At 40.1% G+C, this 21059-nt stretch carries 20 protein-coding genes; 9 read left to right on the forward strand and 11 right to left on the reverse strand.

Going from position 1 to position 21059, the window contains the following annotated elements; all coding sequences use genetic code 11:
* Positions 1–8 precede the first annotated feature (8 nt).
* The 6 genes from WSC_RS0115880 to WSC_RS0115905 all read left to right on the forward strand — a co-directional run bounded on the left by WSC_RS0115880 (position 9) and on the right by WSC_RS0115905 (position 4965).
* The gene (locus tag WSC_RS0115880) at positions 9–911 is read left to right on the forward strand and encodes a DUF350 domain-containing protein (RefSeq protein WP_016956934.1); all 903 of its coding nucleotides are present in this window, start codon (positions 9–11) and stop codon (positions 909–911) included.
* Positions 912–2657 (forward strand): polyamine aminopropyltransferase, encoded by a 1746-nt coding sequence (locus WSC_RS0115885; RefSeq protein WP_016956935.1) that lies wholly within the window; start codon positions 912–914, stop codon positions 2655–2657.
* Positions 2658–2749: 92 nt separating this feature from the next.
* Positions 2750–3163, forward strand: coding sequence for a YjfI family protein (locus tag WSC_RS0115890; RefSeq protein ID WP_016956936.1), 414 nt, complete (start codon positions 2750–2752; stop codon positions 3161–3163).
* 13 nt (positions 3164–3176) lie between these two features.
* Positions 3177–3866 carry a PspA/IM30 family protein gene (locus WSC_RS0115895; protein ID WP_016956937.1) on the forward strand — a complete coding sequence of 230 codons (690 nt, stop codon included), beginning with the start codon at positions 3177–3179 and terminating at the stop codon, positions 3864–3866.
* 135 nt (positions 3867–4001) lie between these two features.
* Positions 4002–4652, forward strand: coding sequence for a hypothetical protein (locus WSC_RS0115900; RefSeq protein ID WP_016956938.1), 651 nt, complete (start codon positions 4002–4004; stop codon positions 4650–4652).
* Positions 4645–4965 carry a hypothetical protein gene (locus WSC_RS0115905; RefSeq protein WP_016956939.1) on the forward strand — a complete coding sequence of 107 codons (321 nt, stop codon included), beginning with the start codon at positions 4645–4647 and terminating at the stop codon, positions 4963–4965. The genes WSC_RS0115900 and WSC_RS0115905 overlap by 8 nt, the downstream gene beginning before the upstream one ends.
* 32 nt (positions 4966–4997) lie before the next feature.
* Here WSC_RS0115905 and WSC_RS0115910 read toward each other — a convergent pair whose 3' ends face one another.
* From WSC_RS0115910 to WSC_RS0115930, 5 genes are all read right to left on the reverse strand, one after another.
* Entirely contained in the window at positions 4998–5492 is a 495-nt protein-coding gene (locus tag WSC_RS0115910; RefSeq protein WP_016956940.1) for a DUF3016 domain-containing protein, read from the reverse strand.
* Positions 5493–5532: 40 nt separating this feature from the next.
* The gene (locus WSC_RS0115915; protein ID WP_016956941.1) at positions 5533–5925 is read right to left on the reverse strand and encodes a hypothetical protein; all 393 of its coding nucleotides are present in this window, start codon (positions 5923–5925) and stop codon (positions 5533–5535) included.
* 151 nt (positions 5926–6076) lie between these two features.
* Positions 6077–7492, reverse strand: coding sequence for an efflux transporter outer membrane subunit (locus tag WSC_RS0115920; protein ID WP_016956942.1), 1416 nt, complete (start codon positions 7490–7492; stop codon positions 6077–6079).
* Positions 7489–10614: an efflux RND transporter permease subunit gene (locus WSC_RS0115925; protein WP_016956943.1), complete on the reverse strand. Its 3126-nt coding sequence runs from the start codon at positions 10612–10614 to the stop codon at positions 7489–7491. Before WSC_RS0115925 ends, WSC_RS0115920 begins: the two co-directional genes overlap by 4 nt.
* 3 nt (positions 10615–10617) lie before the next feature.
* Positions 10618–11751, reverse strand: a complete 1134-nt coding sequence (locus WSC_RS0115930; protein WP_016956944.1) for an efflux RND transporter periplasmic adaptor subunit — start codon at positions 11749–11751, stop codon at positions 10618–10620.
* Positions 11752–11914: 163 nt separating this feature from the next.
* Between WSC_RS0115930 and WSC_RS0115935 the strand changes: the two genes are divergently transcribed.
* Positions 11915–12553: a TetR family transcriptional regulator gene (locus WSC_RS0115935; RefSeq protein ID WP_016956945.1), complete on the forward strand. Its 639-nt coding sequence runs from the start codon at positions 11915–11917 to the stop codon at positions 12551–12553.
* An 88-nt stretch (positions 12554–12641) separates the two neighbouring features.
* On the opposite strand, the gene WSC_RS0115940 is transcribed toward WSC_RS0115935, so the two are convergent.
* Both WSC_RS0115940 and glnK read right to left on the reverse strand, forming a co-directional pair.
* The gene (locus WSC_RS0115940) at positions 12642–13907 is read right to left on the reverse strand and encodes an ammonium transporter (RefSeq protein WP_016956946.1); all 1266 of its coding nucleotides are present in this window, start codon (positions 13905–13907) and stop codon (positions 12642–12644) included.
* A gap of 42 nt (positions 13908–13949) precedes the next feature.
* Positions 13950–14288 (reverse strand): P-II family nitrogen regulator, encoded by a 339-nt coding sequence (glnK, locus tag WSC_RS0115945; protein WP_016956947.1) that lies wholly within the window; start codon positions 14286–14288, stop codon positions 13950–13952.
* Positions 14289–14582: 294 nt separating this feature from the next.
* Between glnK and mutM the strand changes: the two genes are divergently transcribed.
* On the forward strand, positions 14583–15401 hold the full coding sequence (gene mutM / locus WSC_RS0115950) for a bifunctional DNA-formamidopyrimidine glycosylase/DNA-(apurinic or apyrimidinic site) lyase (RefSeq protein ID WP_016956948.1): 819 nt from the start codon (positions 14583–14585) through the stop codon (positions 15399–15401).
* On the opposite strand, the gene chrA is transcribed toward mutM, so the two are convergent.
* Positions 15396–16568, reverse strand: a complete 1173-nt coding sequence (chrA, locus tag WSC_RS0115955) for a chromate efflux transporter (RefSeq protein WP_016956949.1) — start codon at positions 16566–16568, stop codon at positions 15396–15398. The genes mutM and chrA overlap by 6 nt on opposite strands.
* A gap of 119 nt (positions 16569–16687) precedes the next feature.
* Here chrA and WSC_RS24340 point away from each other — a divergent pair, with 119 nt between their 5' ends.
* Positions 16688–18007, forward strand: a complete 1320-nt coding sequence (locus tag WSC_RS24340; protein WP_016956950.1) for a YfiM family lipoprotein — start codon at positions 16688–16690, stop codon at positions 18005–18007.
* Between the two features lie 141 nt (positions 18008–18148).
* Here the strand turns inward: WSC_RS24340 and WSC_RS0115965 are convergent, their stop codons facing one another.
* From WSC_RS0115965 to WSC_RS0115975, 3 genes are all read right to left on the reverse strand, one after another.
* A complete protein-coding gene (locus WSC_RS0115965) occupies positions 18149–19336 on the reverse strand; it encodes a mechanosensitive ion channel family protein (protein WP_016956951.1) in 1188 nt (395 codons plus the stop codon).
* Between the two features lie 102 nt (positions 19337–19438).
* Positions 19439–19894, reverse strand: a complete 456-nt coding sequence (locus WSC_RS0115970; protein WP_016956952.1) for an NfeD family protein — start codon at positions 19892–19894, stop codon at positions 19439–19441.
* Positions 19891–20835, reverse strand: a complete 945-nt coding sequence (locus WSC_RS0115975) for an SPFH domain-containing protein (protein ID WP_016956953.1) — start codon at positions 20833–20835, stop codon at positions 19891–19893. Before WSC_RS0115975 ends, WSC_RS0115970 begins: the two co-directional genes overlap by 4 nt.
* Positions 20836–21059: the final 224 nt, after the last annotated feature.

The raw sequence follows: 21059 nt of genomic DNA on the forward strand, positions 1-21059 counted from the left end.
TAAACAGTATGAACAGTTTAAATTTTTTACAATATATTCGACCAGAACTTTTAACCCTGCTAGCGATAGACTTAGCCATCGCCATTTGTTTGTTGTCTTTGATGCGTTTTATTTCTGGTTTATGGGCAAAAGTAAATACCACCCAAGAGCTATCTGAAAAAGATAACTTTGCGTTTGGTATTAGCATGGCGGGTGGCATTATCGCCATGGGCTTAGTGTTAACCGGGGCAATTACCGGTGAAGCTGCTAATAGTTATTTAGCTGAAGCGATTGGTGTTGCCAGTTATGGTTTGGTTGGTTTAGTTTTGATTAAAGTCGGTCGTTTTATTCACGACAAAGTATCGCTGAATCAAATTGATAAAGCTGAACAAATTCGCCAAGAAAATATCAGTGTTGCGATAGTGGATGCTGCTGCGGTTATTGCCACCGCTATCATTATTCGTTCAGTATTGTTATGGGTTGAAGGTATTAATGTATATACCTTTATTGCAATAGTCAGTGGTTTTGCCGTGTCACAAACTGTATTGGTATTTGTTACCCGTTTACGTGAGCGCCAATATGCGGCAAAAAACCAAGATGGCTCATTCCAACAAGCTTTGATTGATGGTCAAACTGCGTTAGCTATTCGTCACGCTGGGCATATGATAGCGACAGCGCTGGCAGTGAAAGCTGCGAGTTATTTTTTAATTTATCAACCAACACAAATTATCGGTAATTTAATCGGTTGGTTAGGCATTTCTTTGGTGATGGCGGCGGTGATTTATCTATTAAATAAAATTGCCCGCGCGATTATTTTAGTTGGCATCAATACCAGTGTTGAAGTTGATCAACAAGAAAATATTGGGGTTGCCGCAGCTGAGTTCGCAATTGTGGTTTCTATTGCCATGATCACAGTATCATTAATGGCATAGATGCAACTCAGTCAAAACACTAAGTTAAAACTACTGGATAGCCTGCTGATACTGATAATGGCAGTATTAGCAGGTTGTGGTTTGATTTATGAATACCTATTGTCACATTATGCGGGACGTGTTTTAGGTGCTGTAGAGCACGCCATATTTGCAACCATTGGCATTATGATAGTCAGCATGGGGTTTGGTGCATTTGCTGCACGCAAAATTCGTGATGAATTTACCGGTTTTGCTTGGCTTGAACTATTTATCTGTTTAGTGGGTGCCAGTAGTATCTTACTGATAGCTGGTGCTATTGGTTTTACCTTTCATCTTCCACAAATTATTACTGATACCTTCAACTTACCTGCAGACGTTTTACCTCGTGGCGGTTGGGTTGAAGATATTCATCATATCGCCCGATATTTACCTTATGTCAGTGCCGCCTGTTTAGGTTTTTTTATTGGCATAGAAATCCCGTTGATAGCGCGTGTGCGTGAAGCTTTGTACCAAAAACACTTAACCCATAACGCAGGTACTGTTTATGGGGCCGATTATTTAGGTGCGGGCATAGGCGCTGCATTATGGATTGGCTGGATGATGGCAATAGACATCAACCAAGCTGCGGTGATCACAGCTTCAACCAACTTGTTAATTGGCTTTTTAATTTTAATACTGTTTTGGCAGAAAATAGCTTGGCGCTTATTGTTAACTTGTTGCCAAATATTCATGCTGGGTTTTGTCATTGTGTTATCCATTTATGGCCAAAACTGGATGCAATCTTTTACCGATATGCTTTATCGCGACCAAGTGGTATTGCAGCAACAAACTCAATATCAACAAATCGTTTTAACTGAACGCAATGTCGCAGTTGGCGATAATCAACACACTAAATCTATTTTACAGTTATACCTCAATGGCCGTTTGCAGTTTTCTAGCATGGATGAACATATCTACCATGAAATCTTGGTTCACCCAGCTATGGCGGCTGCAGCGCAGCACAACAAAGTTTTATTGGTTGGTGGGGGTGATGGTTTGGCTGTACGCGAAATATTAAAGTGGCCAGTTAAACAAGTTGATATGCTTGAACTTGATCCCATGATGATTGAGCTTTTTCAACAGCCAGCGCAGTTTGTGCCTACTCGCTTAGCGCAGCAGATTAGCCAGCTAAACCAAAATGCTTTAAATGATGCTAGGTTAAATATTATTCACGCCGATGCCTTTAATCAGGTCGATGTATTGGTTGCCAAGCAGCAAATTTACGATGTAATTATTGTTGATTTGCCTGATCCGAATCATCCAGATTTAAACAAATTATATAGCAATCATTTTTATACCCGTTTACAGCAACTACTCAATGCCGATGGTGTGCTGGTGGTGCAATCTACTTCGCCTTATCACGCGCAACAAGCGTTTTTATCTATTGGTAAAACGGTCGCAGATGCGGGTTTTACTGCGGTAGAACAATATCATCAGAATGTTCCAAGTTTTGGTCAATGGGGTTGGACTATTGCGGTTAAACAAGGTTTAGCTGTACGCCAGCGCCTTGAAAAACAGTTTGCCAATCAACAAATATTAGATGTGCCAACTCAGTGGTTAACCTGGCCGCTGGTTTTCGCTAGTTTTGAATTTCCCAAAGGTTTTTATGCCGATTACGCCAATATTAAGGTCAATTATTTGGGGAGTCAGCAATTGTTTAACTATCATGATCTAGCGTGGCGAAAGCAACAGGGGCGGATAACGTTAAATCAGTCACAAAAAAATTGATAATTTAATTGACATATAATGTCGCAGTGCTAAGGTTAATACCAAGACATAATATGTCTAAATGTAAAGCAGCTAACTAACAGAGGATAGCAATGAATATACACACTATTGCACAATACCTAAATGATCTAGCAGACAAGTCTGATACAGGTCATTCATTTGATTGTCAGCCGATTGCCGGTGAAGTGGATGTGCTACAAATTAGTTTAATTGGTCGTGAAGAGCTACCAATATTTGTATCAGTTACGGATGATCAAATTCTGTGTATTACCTATTTGTGGGACGAAAGTGAAATGCTCAGCGAGCGCAAAGCAGAAATGATGGAAACCATGTTAGAAATGAACATGCCAATGCCATTATCTTCGTTTGCGAAAATTGGGGATAAGTACGCAGTGTTTGGTGCTTTATCTATCCACTCTAGTTTGTCTGATATTGAGCATGAACTGGCTGTATTAAGTGATAACGCCATAGATGTTATCGACGACTTTAGTGAATTTTTGAAATAATCGGGAGCAAAACATGAGCATTTTTAAGAAAATTTTTACCGCTATTCGTGGTGGCGCAACCGAGATGGGTGAAGCCATAGTAGATGCAAACTCAACACGTATTTTTGAACAAGAAATTCGTGATGCAGAAAATCACTTAACTAAGGCTAAGCGTGATTTAACTGACGTTATGGCAAAACAAATGCAAACCAGCCGTGAAGTTGAGCGTTTGAAAAAAGAAATTCAAACCCATGAAGGTTATGCAACTCAGGCCTTAAACCAAGGTAACGAAGCGCTTGCGTTAGAAGTAGCTGAAAAAATGGCGAGCTTAGAAACTGAATTGGCAGCACAACAAAGTGCATTACAAAACTTTGATGCTAGTGTTGCGCGTTTAAAAGATTTAATTAAAAAATCTGAGCGTCAGTTAGCAGACTACAAACGTCAATTAAGTGTGGTTAAAACCACTGACAGTGTACACAAAGCAACAGCGGCTATTACCGATAACTTTGTTTCAGGTAACAGCAAATTACTCAATGCAAAAGAGTCGTTAGAGCGCATCAAAGCTAAACAACAAAACTTTGATGATAGAATGGCTGCATCTGAGCAATTACAAGCTGAATCAGGTGATGCATCACTTGAAGCTAAACTAAAAGCTGCTGGTATTGGCGAACAAAACAGCTCAGCTGATGCGATTTTAGCTAGATTAAAGTCGCAAAAACAATAAAAGTTATAGCTTGTCCGCTGAACTAAAGGACAGAACAATTTGACACGTTCGAGCAATTTCAGTTACGCACTTGGCTGAAGTTGCTTTTTTGCATTCTAAATCTGTGTGTCAGTGAAACAGTTTCGTGAGGATAATATGGGATTTTTTTCAAAATGGTTTGGCGGTGAAGAGCAGCCGCAAGTAACTAAAATAACTCACCCCAAGCAGTTGAAACAAGGTGATGTAATTAATTTTAGTGACAATTTTGCTTTGCCTGAGCTGATTCGCAAACAAAGTTACCAAGTTAACCAAGTGAACACTTACCAGTTTGAGCACAAAGTCATTAACGAGTTTGTTTTGTTAGGTGGGCATAATCAACAAGTGTTTATGTCAGTTGAATCTGACGATGAAGAATGGCTTAACTTATCGATTAAAGTTAATCGCAATCAAGTAGGGCAATTGTTTGATCTCGAACAGTTTGCTGAAGTGTTTGAAGAAGAAGTTCAGCCAGAGCTTGCACTGCAACAGCAAACACCTGAGCTGAATAACTGGTTAGCCCCTGTCTATTTCCGCCAAACTTATGCTCAGCGCGGTTATTTTTACCAAAAAGATTTTCGCCCAAGCAAACCCGCTTTAGAAGAAGACGATGATAGCGAAGCGTTCGACTATTTTTGTTTAACTAGCGCAGATGAAAGCTGTAGTGTCGAAATTGAAGTGTGGTCAGATGGTGACACAGACGTATTATTAACTATCCATAGACCATTGGCTGACATTGTAGATATGTACCCTGGAGCTGATAGTGAGTAATAAGTCAGATAAAGCCAAATGGGCTAGTAGTAATAAAGCGATTAAAGCGGTACAAGTTGCGTTTGATATGGACGAAAAGCTGCAATATGTTATCCGCAAAGAAGCATTAGACGCGGGTTTAGGACCATCTGATCAAATTCGCAAAATTCTCGCTTTGCCTGTGAGCAAAAGACCAAAACGTCCAAGGTTAACTGTGTCTTTGTCTGCTGAAGATTATCAAGTGTTGGCGGAAAAATATGGTTTAGCCGCTGATGATCAGTTAGAAATTAAAAAGCGGGTGATGCAAGAATTGATTGATCATGCAAGCAAGTGAGTTTAAACATAAATAAACTCACTCGTGTTTAACTAAAAGCTATTGTCCGGAAAGGTTTTTTTAAACCAGCTATTCAGCATAGCAAATTCGTATTTAAACTGCTCTTCGGAAGGTCGAGTTAAATAGTTGGTCGACATGCCCATGTTTTTTAGATTTTCTTCGCCAGCGGCTAACTCATTGCCTGATTTATCTAATAGCTGATACGAGAATTTGATCCTTGGTATATAGTGATCTTTGATAATTCTGATCTCATCAAAGTTAAAGCGGGTTTCGCCGGCTAAATCTAAATCTGTTACCGTCAACTTCAGTGTTTGTCCTTCAGGTAGTTTGGCCGCTCTGTGAGTTAAAAATTTTTCAAAACTGGTAAATACATGTTTTTGAAAACCTGAGCGAGTTTGGGTATTACCCTCTTTGATATCTGTATATTCATTCGGCTCAGACCACTCAACAACCAGCTGGGCGGCATTAAGCATTTGGCTATAACTTAAGGTCAAACTGATAACACAGTATTTGAGCAGTTTAATCATATATCTCCCCATTTTTCCGCTGTTCTGATCCTATATAGACCTATGAGTTTGAGTTTTGTTCCGTATCTGCTGATTTTTTATTCGTTTTTGCTGGGGCAAAAGAACTTGGCATCACTTCAACACCAACCCAGCGGCCAAGTTTTACAATCAGTGGAATTGTGATTGGCGCAAAAGGTAACACCGCAAAAATGCCTAAACCTATGCCACGCAATACATCTAAAAACTGCTCATTGGCTATGGCGATTTCTTCTTTGCTCGCTTTGCCTCTTGTACTGCGTTTGTATATTTCGAGCATTTGCCGAGTTTCGGCGCTTTCTTGGCGTAACGCTATTTTAAGCGACAGCATGGCTCGTCTAAGTTTGAGCTTTTGAGCGCTGCGGTTAATTTTAAGAACACGAACAGGCGCTTTGTGGAAAAGTTTATACGCTTTCAAAGATAGGCACCTGAGAAATGAGTTTGAATTAGTTAATTATACTTAATATTAAACAAAGTATGCAGTTAAAAGTGTAAACAAGTCTCAGGGTAATGTTTGTATGGTTTTATCCGAGAATAAAACCATACAAATTGATTGTTATAGTCCAACCTTAATGTACTAAAGCCAATTGCAGTTGTTGATCAACTTGCGTGTACTGACCACCAATTGTTTTAAACAAGCTAATTTGGTTTTTCAAATAAGCCAATTCGAGTTCGGCTAAACTTTGTTGTTGCGACAACAACAGCTGTTTAAATTCTTGATAAGTCAGTGGGTCTTCCAATCCTTGAGTTAAGCGTAATTCGCTCAATTTTACTTGTTGCTGATAATTATCAACAACCTGTTGCTGCAACTCTAGTTGCTCTGCCAAAGCTTGTTGTGCAGAAAGGCGAGTATTCAGCTCGGTAAATGCGGTTTCAACTACATTCTGGTACTGGATAATTTCAGCCTGTTGCTGCAACTCGGCAATCTGTTGTTGCGCTTGTAATCGACCATGATTGAAAATAGGCAAATTCAGCTGCGGTGAAAAGCTCCAAGTTTGTGAGTTGGCATTAAATAAGTCAGATAAATCTTGGCTAGCGAAACCTAAGCTACTGGTTAAGCTAATGCTCGGGAAAAACGCGGCACGCGCCACACCAATATTTGCATTTGCAGCTTTGATCTTTTGTTCCGCTTCAGCTACATCTGGGCGTGCCAGCAATACCTGAGATTGAATATTTGCAGGTAATTGTTGCAACTGACTAAGTGAGAATTGCTCGGAAATCTTGTTGAGCGCATCTAAATTATTATAACCAACTAATTGTTTTAGCTGGTTAAATGTCGCAACATTTGTTTGTTGTAGCTGTTTTAAATTAATCGTTATGCTTTGTTGGTTAGACTGAGCCTGACGATAATCCAAACTTGTGATCAGACCTTGATCATATTGTTTATGCGCAATTGCAAATTTTTGTTGCGCACTCGCTAACACTTGCTGCTGTAAATCAATTTTGAACAAGCCCGCTTGATAGTCAAAATACAAACTAGCAACTTGTGCCGCCAAACTTTGCTCTAACGTTGTTTGAGCAAATTGACCTGCAGTAAATTGCGCTAACGCATTTTCTTTTAGATTGCCGATTCGATTAAAAAAATCTAACTCGTAGGCACTAAAACCAACACTTGCCGAATAGCTATTTGAATACTTTGGCATAAAAGCCGCAGTTGTAGACGATTGTGAATTCAGTTGGCGTGTACCGGCAGTCGACAAGTTAATATCCGGCAAACTTTTACTTTGTTCAATTTGGTAGTTGGCTTGTAATTGCTGCAACTGCAAAGCACTGATTTGCAGTGATTTGTTATTGTGCAATGCTAGCGCAATAAGTTGTTGCAGTTGTTTGTCTTGGTAAAAATCCTGCCAGTTGACTGTCGAGTACTCATTTGTTTGTTGTGATGTCAGTACACTTGATTGTGGTTGCTGATAATCAGGCGCTAATGAACAAGCAGTTAGCGCCAATGTGCTAAAGATAAATAAGCTTTTGTGAACTAACTTCATACTTTGTCACCTGTACTCTTGGTTAATTTAGCTGACAATTTAAATACAACTACAAAAAATACCGGGACAAAAAATATTGCTAGCACAGTGGCTGAGAACATGCCACCAAACACACCTGTACCTATGGCATTTTGGCTACCAGAGCCTGCACCTGTACTTAATACCAGTGGAGTCACACCTAACATAAATGCTAATGATGTCATTAATATCGGGCGTAAACGTAAACGGGCAGCTTCTATGGTCGCATCAATTAACCCCATACCTTTTTCTTCATACAAAGCGCGGGCAAATTCAACAATTAAAATGGCATTTTTTGAGGCTAAACCTATGGTGGTTAATAAACCAACTTGGAAATAAACATCGTTGCTGAGGCTACGTGCGAGTGCAAAACAAACAGCTCCCAACACACCGAGCGGTACAACTAACATGACCGAAAATGGCACACTCCAGCTTTCGTACAATGCTGCCAAACATAAAAACACAATTAGGATAGACAATGCATAGAGCATAGGTGCTTGTGCACCAGATTGTTTTTCTTGCAACGACATGCCAGACCACTCAAACCCTATGCCTTTTGGTAGCTTAGCTGCGTGTTCTGCCATAGCCTGCATCGCATCACCTGTACTCATACCAGGAGCCGCTTGTCCCAAAATTTGTAGCGATGATACCCCATTGTAGCGTTCTAGCTTGGTTGGGCCATGCATCCAACGTGCGGTACTAAAGGCACTAAAGGGTACCATTTCCCCTTGGTTATTGCGCACGTACCAATGTTTGATATCCTCTGGCATCATACGATAAGGCGCATCTGCTTGAACATAAACACGTTTAACCCGGCCGTTGTCGACAAAGTCGTTGACATAATTGGAAGCCCAGGCCGTAGTAAATGTTTGATTGATGTCAGATAAAGACAAACCTAATGCCAGTGCTTTTTGTTGGTCTATATCTATTTTAAATTGCGCTGTATCTTCTTGTCCGTTGGGACGAACCGCCATTAAACGTGGATCTTGTGCGGCCATGCCTAACAATTGATTACGCGCATTTAACAAAGCTTCGTGGCCTAATCCGGCTAAATCTTGTAATTGGAAATTAAAGCCTGATGCAGTGCCCAACTGAGTGATTGCTGGTGGGACAAAAGCAAAAACAAAAGCTTCTTTTAATTGCGCAAAATAACCCATAGCTCGACCCGCAACAGCTTGTACATCTTGCTGATCTTCGGTTCTCTCATCCCAATCTTTTAACCTGACAAAAGCGATACCACTGTTTTGCCCACGGCCACTAAAACTAAAGCCAATAACAGAGAAAACCGATTCGACATTGTCTGCTTCGTTTTCTAGGTAATATTGTTCTACAGAGTTCATAACTTCTGCTGAACGTTGCTGACTTGCGCCTTGTGGTAAGGTCATTTGGGTAAACATTATGCCTTGGTCTTCGTCTGGTAAAAATGATGTTGGCATGCGTGAAAACAAATAAACCAATCCACCAACCAATACTAAATAAATCAGCATATAACGGCCGGTTTTAGCTAAAATTTTCTGCAAAGCATTTTTGTAACCTGTGGTTGAACTGTCGACTTTGCGGTTGAACCAAGCGAAAAATCCACGCTGTGGTTTGTTAGTATGTTCAACTGGCTTCAACATAGTTGCGCACAGGGCAGGGGTTAATATTAAAGCGACCATCACAGATAACACCATAGATGAAACTATTGTGATAGAAAATTGACGATAAATAACGCCCGTGGAACCACCGAAAAAGGCCATAGGTACAAATACAGCTGACAAAACTAACCCTATACCAATAAGCGCACTGGTAATTTGTGCCATAGATTTTTTGGTAGCTTCTTTTGGTGATAAACCTTCTTCGTGCATAACACGTTCAACGTTTTCAACAACCACTATGGCGTCGTCGACTAACAAACCTATCGCCAACACCATACCAAACATAGTTAAGGTATTGATTGAATAACCAAATGCCCAAATAACTGCAAAGGTACCGCATAACACCACAGGCACAGCAATTGTTGGAATAAGTGTGGCTCTAAAGTTTTGTAAGAATAAATACATTACAAAAAACACCAACAAAATCGCTTCAATTAAGGTTTGCACTACCCCCATAATCGACAATTTAACAAAAGGTGTGGTGTCGTATGGGTAAACTACTTCGAGCCCTTGTGGGAATAAGTCGTGTAAGTCATCCATGCGCGCACGTATAGCTGCGGCTGTGTCTAAGGCGTTAGCTCCAGAAGCTAAACTCACACCCAAACCACTTGCTGCTTGGTTATTGTATTCAGTCAGGAATTGATAGTTTTCACCGCCAAGCTCAACGCGCGCTATATCTTTCATGCGGATAGTTGAACCGTCTTCTGCAACTTTGACAAAAATATTGGCAAATTCTTCTGCTGTAGTTAAACCTGTTTCAACTATAATACTGGCGTTAATTTGTTGCCCTGCAACAGCAGGAGCACCACCAATTTCACCGGCAGCAATTTGCGCATTTTGTGCTCGAATAGCAGAGACAACATCCGCTGTGGTTAACGCGTATTGCGTCATTTTTTCTGGATTGATCCAAATACGCATCGCATATTGTGAGCCGAAAAAGTTAACTTGGCCAACACCACTCACACGGCTGATTTGATCCTGAATATTTGCAGCAACAAAGTCGGAAATATCGTTTCTATCCATACTGCCATCGCTTGAATAGAAACCTAACACCATTAAAAAGCCAGAAGTTGATTTACTCACAGCTATACCGTTTTGTTGTACAACTTGTGGTAATAAAGGTGTGGCTCTTTGCAATTTATTTTGCACTTGAACTTGTGCTATATCCGGATCTGTCCCTGCGGTAAAAGTCAGTGTGATACTGGCATTACCAGCCGAATCTGAGCTTGCGCTCATATATTCAACGTTATCTATACCGGTTAAACTTTGTTCAATGACCTGGACAACTGTGTCTTGTACAACTTGGCTAGATGCACCTGGATAGGATGCATTAATTGACACTGATGGCGGCGCAACATCTGGATATTGAGCAACTGGCAATTGCGCAATAGATAATACCCCGGCGAGCATTATCAATATCGCAATCACCCAAGCGAGAATAGGACGTTCGATAAATGTTTTTGCCATGAATTATTCTGCCTGCTGGGTTGTAACTGTTGGGTTTACTTGAGCATTCGGCGCTATTTTTTGTAAGCCAGTTAAAATTACTTTGTCACCTGCATTTAATCCCGAGGTAACTAACCAGTTATCCGCAAATGAGCGACCAATGCTGACAGTTTTCACTGCAACTTTATTGTCTGTTGTAACTACATAAGCAGATGCTTGGCCTTTACGGCCGATCATTATCGCCTTTTGCGGAACTAAGATAGAGTTTGGCCTGGTCGCTTGAATTAACTTAATTTTGGCAAACATGCCTGGTAATAAAGACTTATCAGGGTTGGCAAATTCACTGCGAATTGTCACAGTATCTGTGGTTGGGTTAACTTGAACTTCGTTAAACAAAAACTGACCAATATGTTGTTGGCCGTTTAACTGCAATATGGCTTTAGTGGCGTTTGGATTCAACTCTCCGTTGTTGATTTGCTGTTGAAGTTTGCCCAGCTCTGAACTTGCTTGCACCATGTCAAAATAAATAGGATCAAGCTGAGTAATAGTCGCTAAACTCGTCGTTTGGCCTGCGCTAACTAACGCACCTTCAGTGATGTTTGATTTACTGATTTGCCCTGATATTGGCGCTAACACTTTGGTATAAGCTAAATCGACACTTGCTTTGTGTAACGCTGCTTTGTTCATTGCGACTTGCGCTTCAAGTGCTTGGTAATTGGCTTGTGCTTGATCTAAGGTTTGTTGGCTAACAGCTTTGTCTGCAATTAAAGCTTGGTAGCGCTTTAACTCAGCACGTGCCGTGGTTAAATTGGCTTGGGTACGGCTAAGCTCAGCTTTAGCACTTTGATAATTGGCTTGGTAAACTGCATCATCAATTTGATATAAAGTTTGCCCTGCTTCTACGTAACTACCTTCTGCAAAATTTCGTTGTTGCACTATGCCTGTTACTTGAGGTCTTACTTCTGCAACTTTAAAAGCGACCGCGCGTGCCGGTAATTCTTCTACAATTTCAACTTGCTGGCTAATAAGCTCAAGTGCGTCAACTTGTTGTGGTGGCATAGCCATAGGTGCTTGTTGTGACTGTTCGTCAGATTGGCAAGCCGTTAACGCCAAAACAAATCCTGGCACTAATATCAAAGCTTTTAAATTTAGCTGCATAATATCCTCATGAAATAAACATTCATACGTGTATGTTTGTTGTATTCTAGAATGGAATTGGTTAGAATTTCAACCGTTATTTTCGATTCGCTTGCTAGATAACCTTAGCAGATAGTGCAGATTTTGAGTTAGGCTAGGCGAACAAAGTAGGGGTGGTACAAGTATGGTTAGAAAAACAAAAGAAGAAACGCTGGCAACCCGCAACCAATTATTGGACGCCGCAGAAGACGTTTTTTATACAAAAGGTTATGCACAAACAACGCTAATGGATGTTGCCAACCACTGTGGTATGACGCGCGGCGCTATTTATTGGCATTTTAAAAACAAGGTTGATCTGTTTGAAGCTATGGTTGAGCGTGTGCGTACGCCACTGGATGCATTAGCTGAAGAACCAGCTGACGATAATGAATTTGATCCCTTGAACAAGATGCGTGAATTTTCCATCAAGTTTTTAAAGGATGTTTTTCACGATGAACAAAAGCGTCGGGTTTTTACTATCTTATTCCATAGATTTGAAATGAACGGTTCAGTGCCAGAACTAGAATTAAGGCAGCAACAAGCCTTTTGTGAATGCACTGACAGAATTGAGCGTGGCTTAAAAAATGCGGTCAATAAAGGTCAATTGCCAAAAGACTTAGACACTAAAAAAGCAGCATTAATTAAACATGGTTATTTTGCCGGATTGATGAACAACTGGTTATTTATGCCTGAAGCTTTTAGTTTAGATGAGATGGCAGAGAGTGTTGTTGATAACTATATTTTTATGCTTAAACAAAGCCCATTTTTACGGGTAAAAAAATAACTTTTTTGCGCAGCATAAAAGCAAAAAAGCCGCTGTATCCTACAGCGGCTTTTTACATTGGGTAAGGATATTCTAACTAAGAGCTAAATTATTTAGCAGACTTAGTGAACTCTGGGTAAGCTTCGATACCACATTCAGCGATATCAACACCTTCATACTCTTCTTCTTCAGTTACACGTAAACCGATAACTGTTTTGATGATAATCCAAGTAATGAATGATGCTGCGAATACCCATACAAAGATAACGATTGCACCGAACAATTGGTCACCGAAGTTAGCACCGTCATTTGTAACTGGTACTAATAATAAACCTAATAAACCTACAACACCGTGGACTGAGATAGCACCAACTGGATCGTCGATTTTAAGTTTATCTAAACCAATGATAGAGAATACAACTAATACACCACCGATTGCACCGAAGATAGTTGCTTCTAATGCGCTAGGGGTAGAAGGCTCTGCAGTGATAGCAACTAAACCTGCTAATGCACCGTTTAATGCCATAGTTAAATCAGCTTTCTTGAATAAGATACGTGCTGTAATTAATGCTGCGACAACACCACCAGCTGCTGCTGCGTTAGTGTTTAAGAATACCATAGCAACTGAGTTAGCGTTGGCGATATCACCTAATTTAAGAACAGAACCGCCGTTGAAACCGAACCAGCCCATCCATAAGATGAAAGTACCTAAAGTAGCCATTGGTAAGTTACAACCTGGGATTGCGTTTACGCGACCGTCAGCTGTGTATTTACCTTTACGTGCACCTAAAAGTAAAACACCTGCTAAAGCTGCTGCAGCACCCGCCATATGAACGATACCAGAACCAGCGAAGTCAGAGAAATCGCCTAAACCGAACATACCGAATACTTCGTTTCCGCCCCAAGTCCAGCTACCTTCCATTGGGTAGATGAAACCAGTCATAACAACTGCGAAAGCTAAGAAAGCCCAAAGTTTCATACGCTCAGCAACTGCACCAGAAACGATTGACATAGCTGTAGCTACGAAAACAACTTGGAAGAAGAAATCAGAAGCACCTGAGTAAATTGATCCACCTTCAAAACCGTCTTCACGTGCAGCGAAGTCACCTAAAGTAGCTGCTACGTCTACGTCTTGAATACCTGTTAAGAAGTATTCGCCACCGTACATGATTGCGTAACCAGATACTAAATACATGATACAAGAGATCGCGAACAAGGCGATGTTCTTGGTCAAGATTTCAGTTGTGTTTTTAGCGCGTACTAGACCCGCTTCTAACATTGCAAAACCCGCGGCCATCCACATTACTAATGCACCGCAGACTAGGAAATAGAAAGTATCCATTGCGTACTGCAAGTGAAATACGTTGTTTTCCATTGTAGTCTCCTAAATAGTTTTAAAATTTATAAAAATGGGAAATTAGATGGCTGAATCGCCAGTTTCACCAGTACGGATACGAATACACTGTTCTAAGTCGTAAACGAAAATTTTACCGTCACCGATTTTGCCAGTTTTAGCTGCGCCGCTGATTGCTTCAATTAAGCGCTCAACATTGTCATCTTGCGTGGCAATTTCTAATTTAACTTTAGGTAGGAAATCTACTTGATATTCCGCACCACGATATAATTCAGTATGACCTTTTTGACGACCAAACCCTTTGACTTCGGTAACAGTTAAACCTTCGATACCGATTTCAGAAATGGCTTCACGGACGTCATCCAGTTTGAATGGTTTGATGATCGCACTTACCAGTTTCATAGCGATATGCTCCTAAGTATGTTTATTGAAATGGCTTTGTTCTACTTACAATCCTTGTGCCAAAGTTTAAAAGTTTAATTAAAACAATGGTTTGAAATAAAACGTGAACGGTTTAATAATCTGTTGCGCATATTTGGTGCGGTTAAAAATAGCACTAGCACCAGCTTGGTGCTAAGGTTGCACCAAAATTATCAATGTTTCTTAAATGTTATCTTTTATGTGATTTTTTGTTGGCATCAACTAAGTGAATGATTTGATATACTGGCAGCTATTATCGGTTGAGAAAATTAAGTTATGCCTGAATTACCAGAAGTAGAAGTGACCCGTATGGGCATTGGCCCCATGTTGCAAGGGCAAAAAATTCACCAGATTAATATTTATCACAAGCAGTTACGTTGGCCTATTAAAGATGAACTTAAGTCATTGGCCGGATTAACTATCAAATCTGTTAGCCGCCGAGCTAAATATCTAATTGTGCAATTAGAGCACAATTATGTGCTGTTACATTTAGGTATGTCGGGCAAGCTTTGTGTTGTTGATAAAAGCATAGAAAAACAGAAACATGATCACTTCGAAATCGTTTTGACTACAGGTCAAGCATTGCGTTTAAACGACCCGCGCCGATTTGGTGCAGTACTCATGTTTGACAAAAAAAGTGAGCTTGATCTTTGGTTGGCTAAGTTAGGCCCAGAGCCTTTATCTGATGATTTTAATCAACAGCACCTGTTTAAATGGACGCAAAAACGTCAGGTAGCGATTAAAAACTGCATTATGGATAACAAAGTGGTTGTAGGTGTTGGTAATATTTACGCCACTGAATCCTTGTTTAAATCGGCAATACATCCACAAACCCCAGCGAATAAACTAACTCAAGCACAATGTGCCAAGTTAGTTGATGAAATTAAACTTGTGCTCGCACGCGCAATTAAACAAGGTGGTACAACCCTAAAAGATTTTGCTAAAGCAGATGGTAAACCTGGTTATTTTGCTCAAGAACTGCTGGTTTACGGTCGCAGCGGTGAAAAATGTAAAAGTTGTGGCAGCATTATTGAAACTATGGTGATAGGGCAAAGAGCGAGCGCTTATTGCCCTAGTTGCCAACCCCTTCTATAACAAAAGGCCAGTGATTAATCCGCTGGCGACTACCAACAACCAAGCGGGTAACCATTTTAGCTGCAACACTACAGCCAAGGCTAGCACCAGCGCAATTTGCCAATATTCATCTATCGCATTGGTTAAAATAGGCTGGTAAAAAGCGGCAACTAAAAAACCAACAACACTGGCATTAATGCCGAGCAAAGCTTTTTGCACAGCTTGATTAGCCGCTATGTTTTGCCAAAAATAAAAACAGCAGTTAATTAATAAGAAAGAAGGTAAAAATATTGCAATGAGCGATATGCCTGCGCCAACTAACACGGGTATATCTAATTGATTTACGCCACCTAAAAAAGCAGCAAAAGTAAAAATAGGCCCAGGCATAGCTTGAGTAACACCATAACCGGCCAGAAAGTCATCTAAACTGACCCAGCCATTTGCCACAACTTCATTTTCAAGCATAGGCAATACCACATGACCACCACCAAATACACTGGCACCAATTCGATAAAAGCTGTCGAACAGCATAAGAGATGAATTTGAACTATTCTGGCTAACAATGGGCAGTACTACTAACAAAGCCAACAGCAGTAATAAACTACTAACTGCTAATGTGCGCGAAATATCAAGTTGCACTGGCGTATTTGATTTTTCAAGTGCTGGGGCAAAAAACATAGCAGATAGTGCAGCTGCTACAATCACCAAAAATTGCAGCAAAAAGTGATCGAATAAAATCATCACACAAGTGCTGGCGATTAATAACAACCAGGTAAGCTTAGAGGTACAAAACTGTTTAGTCATGCTATAACACGCATGTAAAACAATTGCGGCGGTTGCTAGTTTTAAACCAGTTATCACTCCGGTTAAATTTTCCGTTTGCCACTGAGTTAATCCAAACGCGGCTAACACTAACAAAATGGCTGTTGGCAGGGTAAAACCTAACCAAGCGGCAAAACCGCCTAACTGTCCGGCCCTATGCATGCCTAAACAGATACCGACTTGGCTGCTGGCAGGACCTGGCGTAAACTGCGCGATTGCCATCATTTGGGCATAACTATCTGCCGATAACCAGCGCCTTTCATCAACAAAGGTCTGTTTGAATAAAGCTAAATGTGCTGCCGGACCACCAAATGCGATACAGCCCAAACGAAAAAAAGTTAAAAATATGCTGATTAAATCTTTCATTTATAAAATATTTACGGATATAAAGTGCAAAGTTTATTCGAATTTTCTAGTATATAGCCAGAGTAAAAGAATAACAGCGCCACACGCGAACAAGCTAATACAGGATATAGCGCATACCCATGAAGTATCTAGGTTATTTATTTAAATTAATTGTTTGGTTATTGATACTAAGCTTAGTTGGCATAGCCGTGTCTGTGTATTTAATTCGAGCAGATCGCCCGCTTGTTAGCCAAACACAACAAATATCGGCAGAGCGAGTCTCACAAGCGCGCCAGTCTTTGCAGCGTATAGCTAAAGAGCTCAATAATACTGTGGGGCCTGCATATTTCCAGTTCCATCAATCAGATATTGACGCCATGATGGCGATAGTTTCTTACACTGTGCCTTCAACCAAAGCTCGCGCGTTTTTATCTAAACAAGGTGTTAATTTTGTCGCGACCACAGAGATAAACACACCTTATACCACCCAATATATTAATTTTCATTGTATGTTATTGCCGTCGGAAACATCCAAAAACATGCTGTCTCTCGACTATTGTGATTTAGGTAAGATTAAATTACCTAAATGGATGATAAAACCTGCGTATACCTTTTTACTTCAACAATTGTTTGATGAAAAGCTTGCAGAGACTGTTTTGTCTATGGTTACAGCTGTTGAACTCGATGATGAGAATATCGCTATTGATTTGCTGATCCAAGATGGACTTAAACAACAGGTTTTGACTGCTATTCAGAATAAATCGAAAAATCACGTTGTTAATGGTTTTACCGGTTTATCAGGATTTGAGCCTGCAACAGTTGAGATTTATCTAAAAGAAATTCAATCTTTGTACAAACTCAACAACCCAAGTAATCAAGCGCAATCGTTATCTTTTTATCTAGGTAATGTATTTTATTTAGCCTCGCTGCGCAGCGAGTTTGAGGATGCATCGGCGGAAAATCAGGCTGCTTTATGGGCATTGGTTATTGCTTTTGGTAATCGTAAATTTGGTCATTTCTTATCACTACCACGTGAGCTCCTCAATCAGTTTGGCGGAGATAGATTAACTTTAATGCGGCGTGGCGATTTGAAATTGCACTTTTTATTCTCAGCAGCCCTTGAACGTTTAGTTCAAGCCAACATGGGCTTAAAAGTGGGTGAACTAAAAGAGTTGATGGACATGGATAAAGGTGGTTCGGGTTTCAGTTTTGCAGACTTAGCCGCGGATAAAGCGGGCATTAAATTTGCCCAGTTTGTTTTGGAACAGCCTGAATTAGCGCAGCAAAGGTTAACTGGCAATTTAGCTGAAACTGAGTTTTTCCCATCTATTGATGATTTACCCGAGGGCCTAGCTGAAAAAGCATTTAATCAGAGTTTTGGTAATACCGAATCAGCTGAGTATAAAGAGTTGGAAGCTATTATTGACCAACGTATTGCCCAACTGGCTTTATATCAATAATTCTATTGGCACTCATAGCAACCAATTTGCTTAGCAGGCTAGTTTGAATGCTAATTTTAAATAATTATCTTTCAAACTAGCCTGTATATTTATATTGAGTTTTCTTGTCCTGATTATGGTTGTGAGAATGCTAACTGAAATCTATTTTCCCTGACCAAATTGATAAATACGTAAACCAAAATAATCGGCGGCACATAATAGATGATCGATCACATCGGCTTGAATTGCTTCGTATTTTTTCCATTCAACTTCGGTAAAACAATATACTTCAAGTGGTAAACCATTTTCGGTTGCTGCAAGTTGCCGACACATAATTAACATGTCACTGCGTATTTCTTTTTTCGCATTTAAATAACGTTCAACATACGCGCGGAAAGTACCTAAATTAGATAAAGTACGTTTATCCGGTAAATTGTCTGAGCTTGCAACCGTTGCACCATCTTCGAGTTTCTGTTGCAAATACTCTTGCAGCAGAGGATGTTGCTTAAGTTTATCGAAATCTTCTTGAGTAATATGTCGAACTGAGTTTTGGTCAATATATAAAGCGCGCTTCATCCTGCGTGCGCCAGTTTCCTGCATGCCACGCCAGTTAGTAAAACTGTTTGATACTAAATCGTAAACCGGTACTGAGGTTATCGTATTATCAAAATTACGTACCTTAACTACGGTTAAACCAACAGAAATCACAGTGCCGTCTGCACCACCGGGTGTATAGACTATCCAATCACCAACACGCACTAAGCGATTCAGTGATAACTGCACACCAGCAACAAAACCTAAGATCACATCTTTAAAAATCAATAGTACTAAGGCCATGGCGGCCGAAATACCGGTTAATAGTGCCAGAGGGGATTTGTTAAAGGTAATAGAAACAATAAAAATCACTGTCACTATATAAACGGTTAATACCGCAAGCTGGCGCACATTATCTATTGGTAATGTACGTAGGGTTTCACTACGGTCAAAAATATCGCGAATTGTATGAATAATACTTAAAATAACTGAGGCGATTAGAATGGTTAGAGTAATGCTAATAAACTGATTAAATACATCGTGTTGCGTATCAGTAAAATCAAATAATGAGTGGGTACTTTTTTCAACCACAATAATAGGCACACACCACAAAATTCGATTTAAAAATTTGTTTTTGAGTAACAAGTCATCCCATTCCAAACGAGTTTTGCGGATTGCGGTACTGATGAGTGGGCTGATTATTTTAAAAGTGAGCAAGCCAACTGCAGCAACTAATAAAAAGATTACGCCAATACGAGATGCGGTATAAGCAACACCTTGCTCTGGTAACCAAGCTAACCAGGAAATATCTTGCATATGATGACCTTAAATACAAATGAAAAACGGTTGATATGTTACTCCTTAGCTTAGCTAGGAACAATCAACCGTTTGTTTATTGAGGTTTTTCTTGATTGCGAATTAAATCGCTTTAACCCATAAAGTGCCAACCTCAACTTTAACTACTTCTACTTCATTACCTGCAGCTATCGGAGATTCGCTTTTGACTTTCCATTCAATGCCAGAATATTTGTGTGTGGTTAGACCTTTATTATCAATGGCTTGCTCACTAAAAAAACGCACACCGTCAAAATCGCTCTTTACCTGTTTGATTTCGCTTTGTCCTTGCAGATTTTTTAGTGGTTTCCACAAAGCTATCGCCAATAATGCACTGATAATCGCGTTGCTTAATAAAATTGAGGTTAATGTATCAGGTAAAATGCCTAACCAAATTAAGCTGCCAGATATCACCATGGATATACCAACAAAAAACAGAATAAAAGTCGCAAAACCTAAAATTGCTACCTCAATTGCCAGCAGGATAATACCTGCGGCAATCAGTAACTGTGGAATATAAGGGGTTAAAGGTTCAATCATGCTCTTTGACCTTGGTTTAAACTATTAATAATAGTGGTTGCTTGCGCGACAATTGATGCTGCGTCTGTTGAGCTATCTGGCAACAAGACTACACTAGATTCTTTAGCAATAGCTTGTTTTGCTTCGATTGCTTTGGTTGCTAGATCAAGCTGAATCGCTTTTTGACCTTCCTCTGTGGCTGCCGCTTTACCCACGACTGCAAGTGCTTCGGCTTGTGCATCGGCAACTGCGATAATGGCTTTAGCTTCACCTTCAGCTTTTAATACTTGCTCTTGCTTTTCTGCTTCAGCGGCTAAAACACGCGCCTGTTTTTCACCTTCAGCTATATTAATTGCAGCTTGTTTTTCACCTTCTGACTCTAAAATTTTTGCTCGACGCTCACGCTCAGCTTTCATTTGCGATTCCATCGAATCCATAATAGTAGAAGGTGGGGTAATGTCTTTAATCTCGTAGCGCAAAACCGCCACACCCCAAGAATCAGCTGCTTCATTGATTGACTGGACTATCTTGGCGTTAAGCATGTCACGCTCTTCAAAGGTCTTGTCTAAATCAATTTTACCTATTTCTGAACGCATTGTGGTTTGGGCTAATTGGGTCACGGCAAATACGTAATCTTCAACCCCATAAGTTGCTTTATATGGGTCAAGCACACGGAAATATAAAACACCATCAACTGTTAGTGAGATATTGTCTTTAGTAATAGCCGCTTGGCTAGGTACATCAAAAGCTTGCTCTTTAAGTGAGCGATCTGCAGAAATTTTATCAACAAACGGGATAATAAAATTGATACCCGCTTCTTTAGTTGATTGGTATTTACCAAAACGTTCAACTATCCAGGCGCGGTTCTGCGGGACAAATTTAATTGATGATTTAAGCGTGACTATTACAAAAACGAATAGTGCAAATTGAGTGGTAAAAACGTATTCAAACAAAATATCCATGATGTTTCCTTTTTCTTTGACATATTATGTCTTGGGTTTTCAGTATTGCGTGAATTCCAATTTAGTGCATTTATTTTAGTCAGAAATAGCTAGAAAGTGTGATCTATTTCACATTTTTCTGGAGTGTTTAACAGAAGGTTTTGAATAAAGCGATTAATTTGCCACCGTTAGATAGGCGATTCTGCAGCAGAAAGGGAAGATTAAATGCGCAGACGGTGGCAAAG

This window comes from Catenovulum agarivorans YM01 (genome assembly GCF_000281085.1).
Taxonomy (GTDB): domain Bacteria; phylum Pseudomonadota; class Gammaproteobacteria; order Enterobacterales; family Alteromonadaceae; genus Catenovulum; species Catenovulum agarivorans.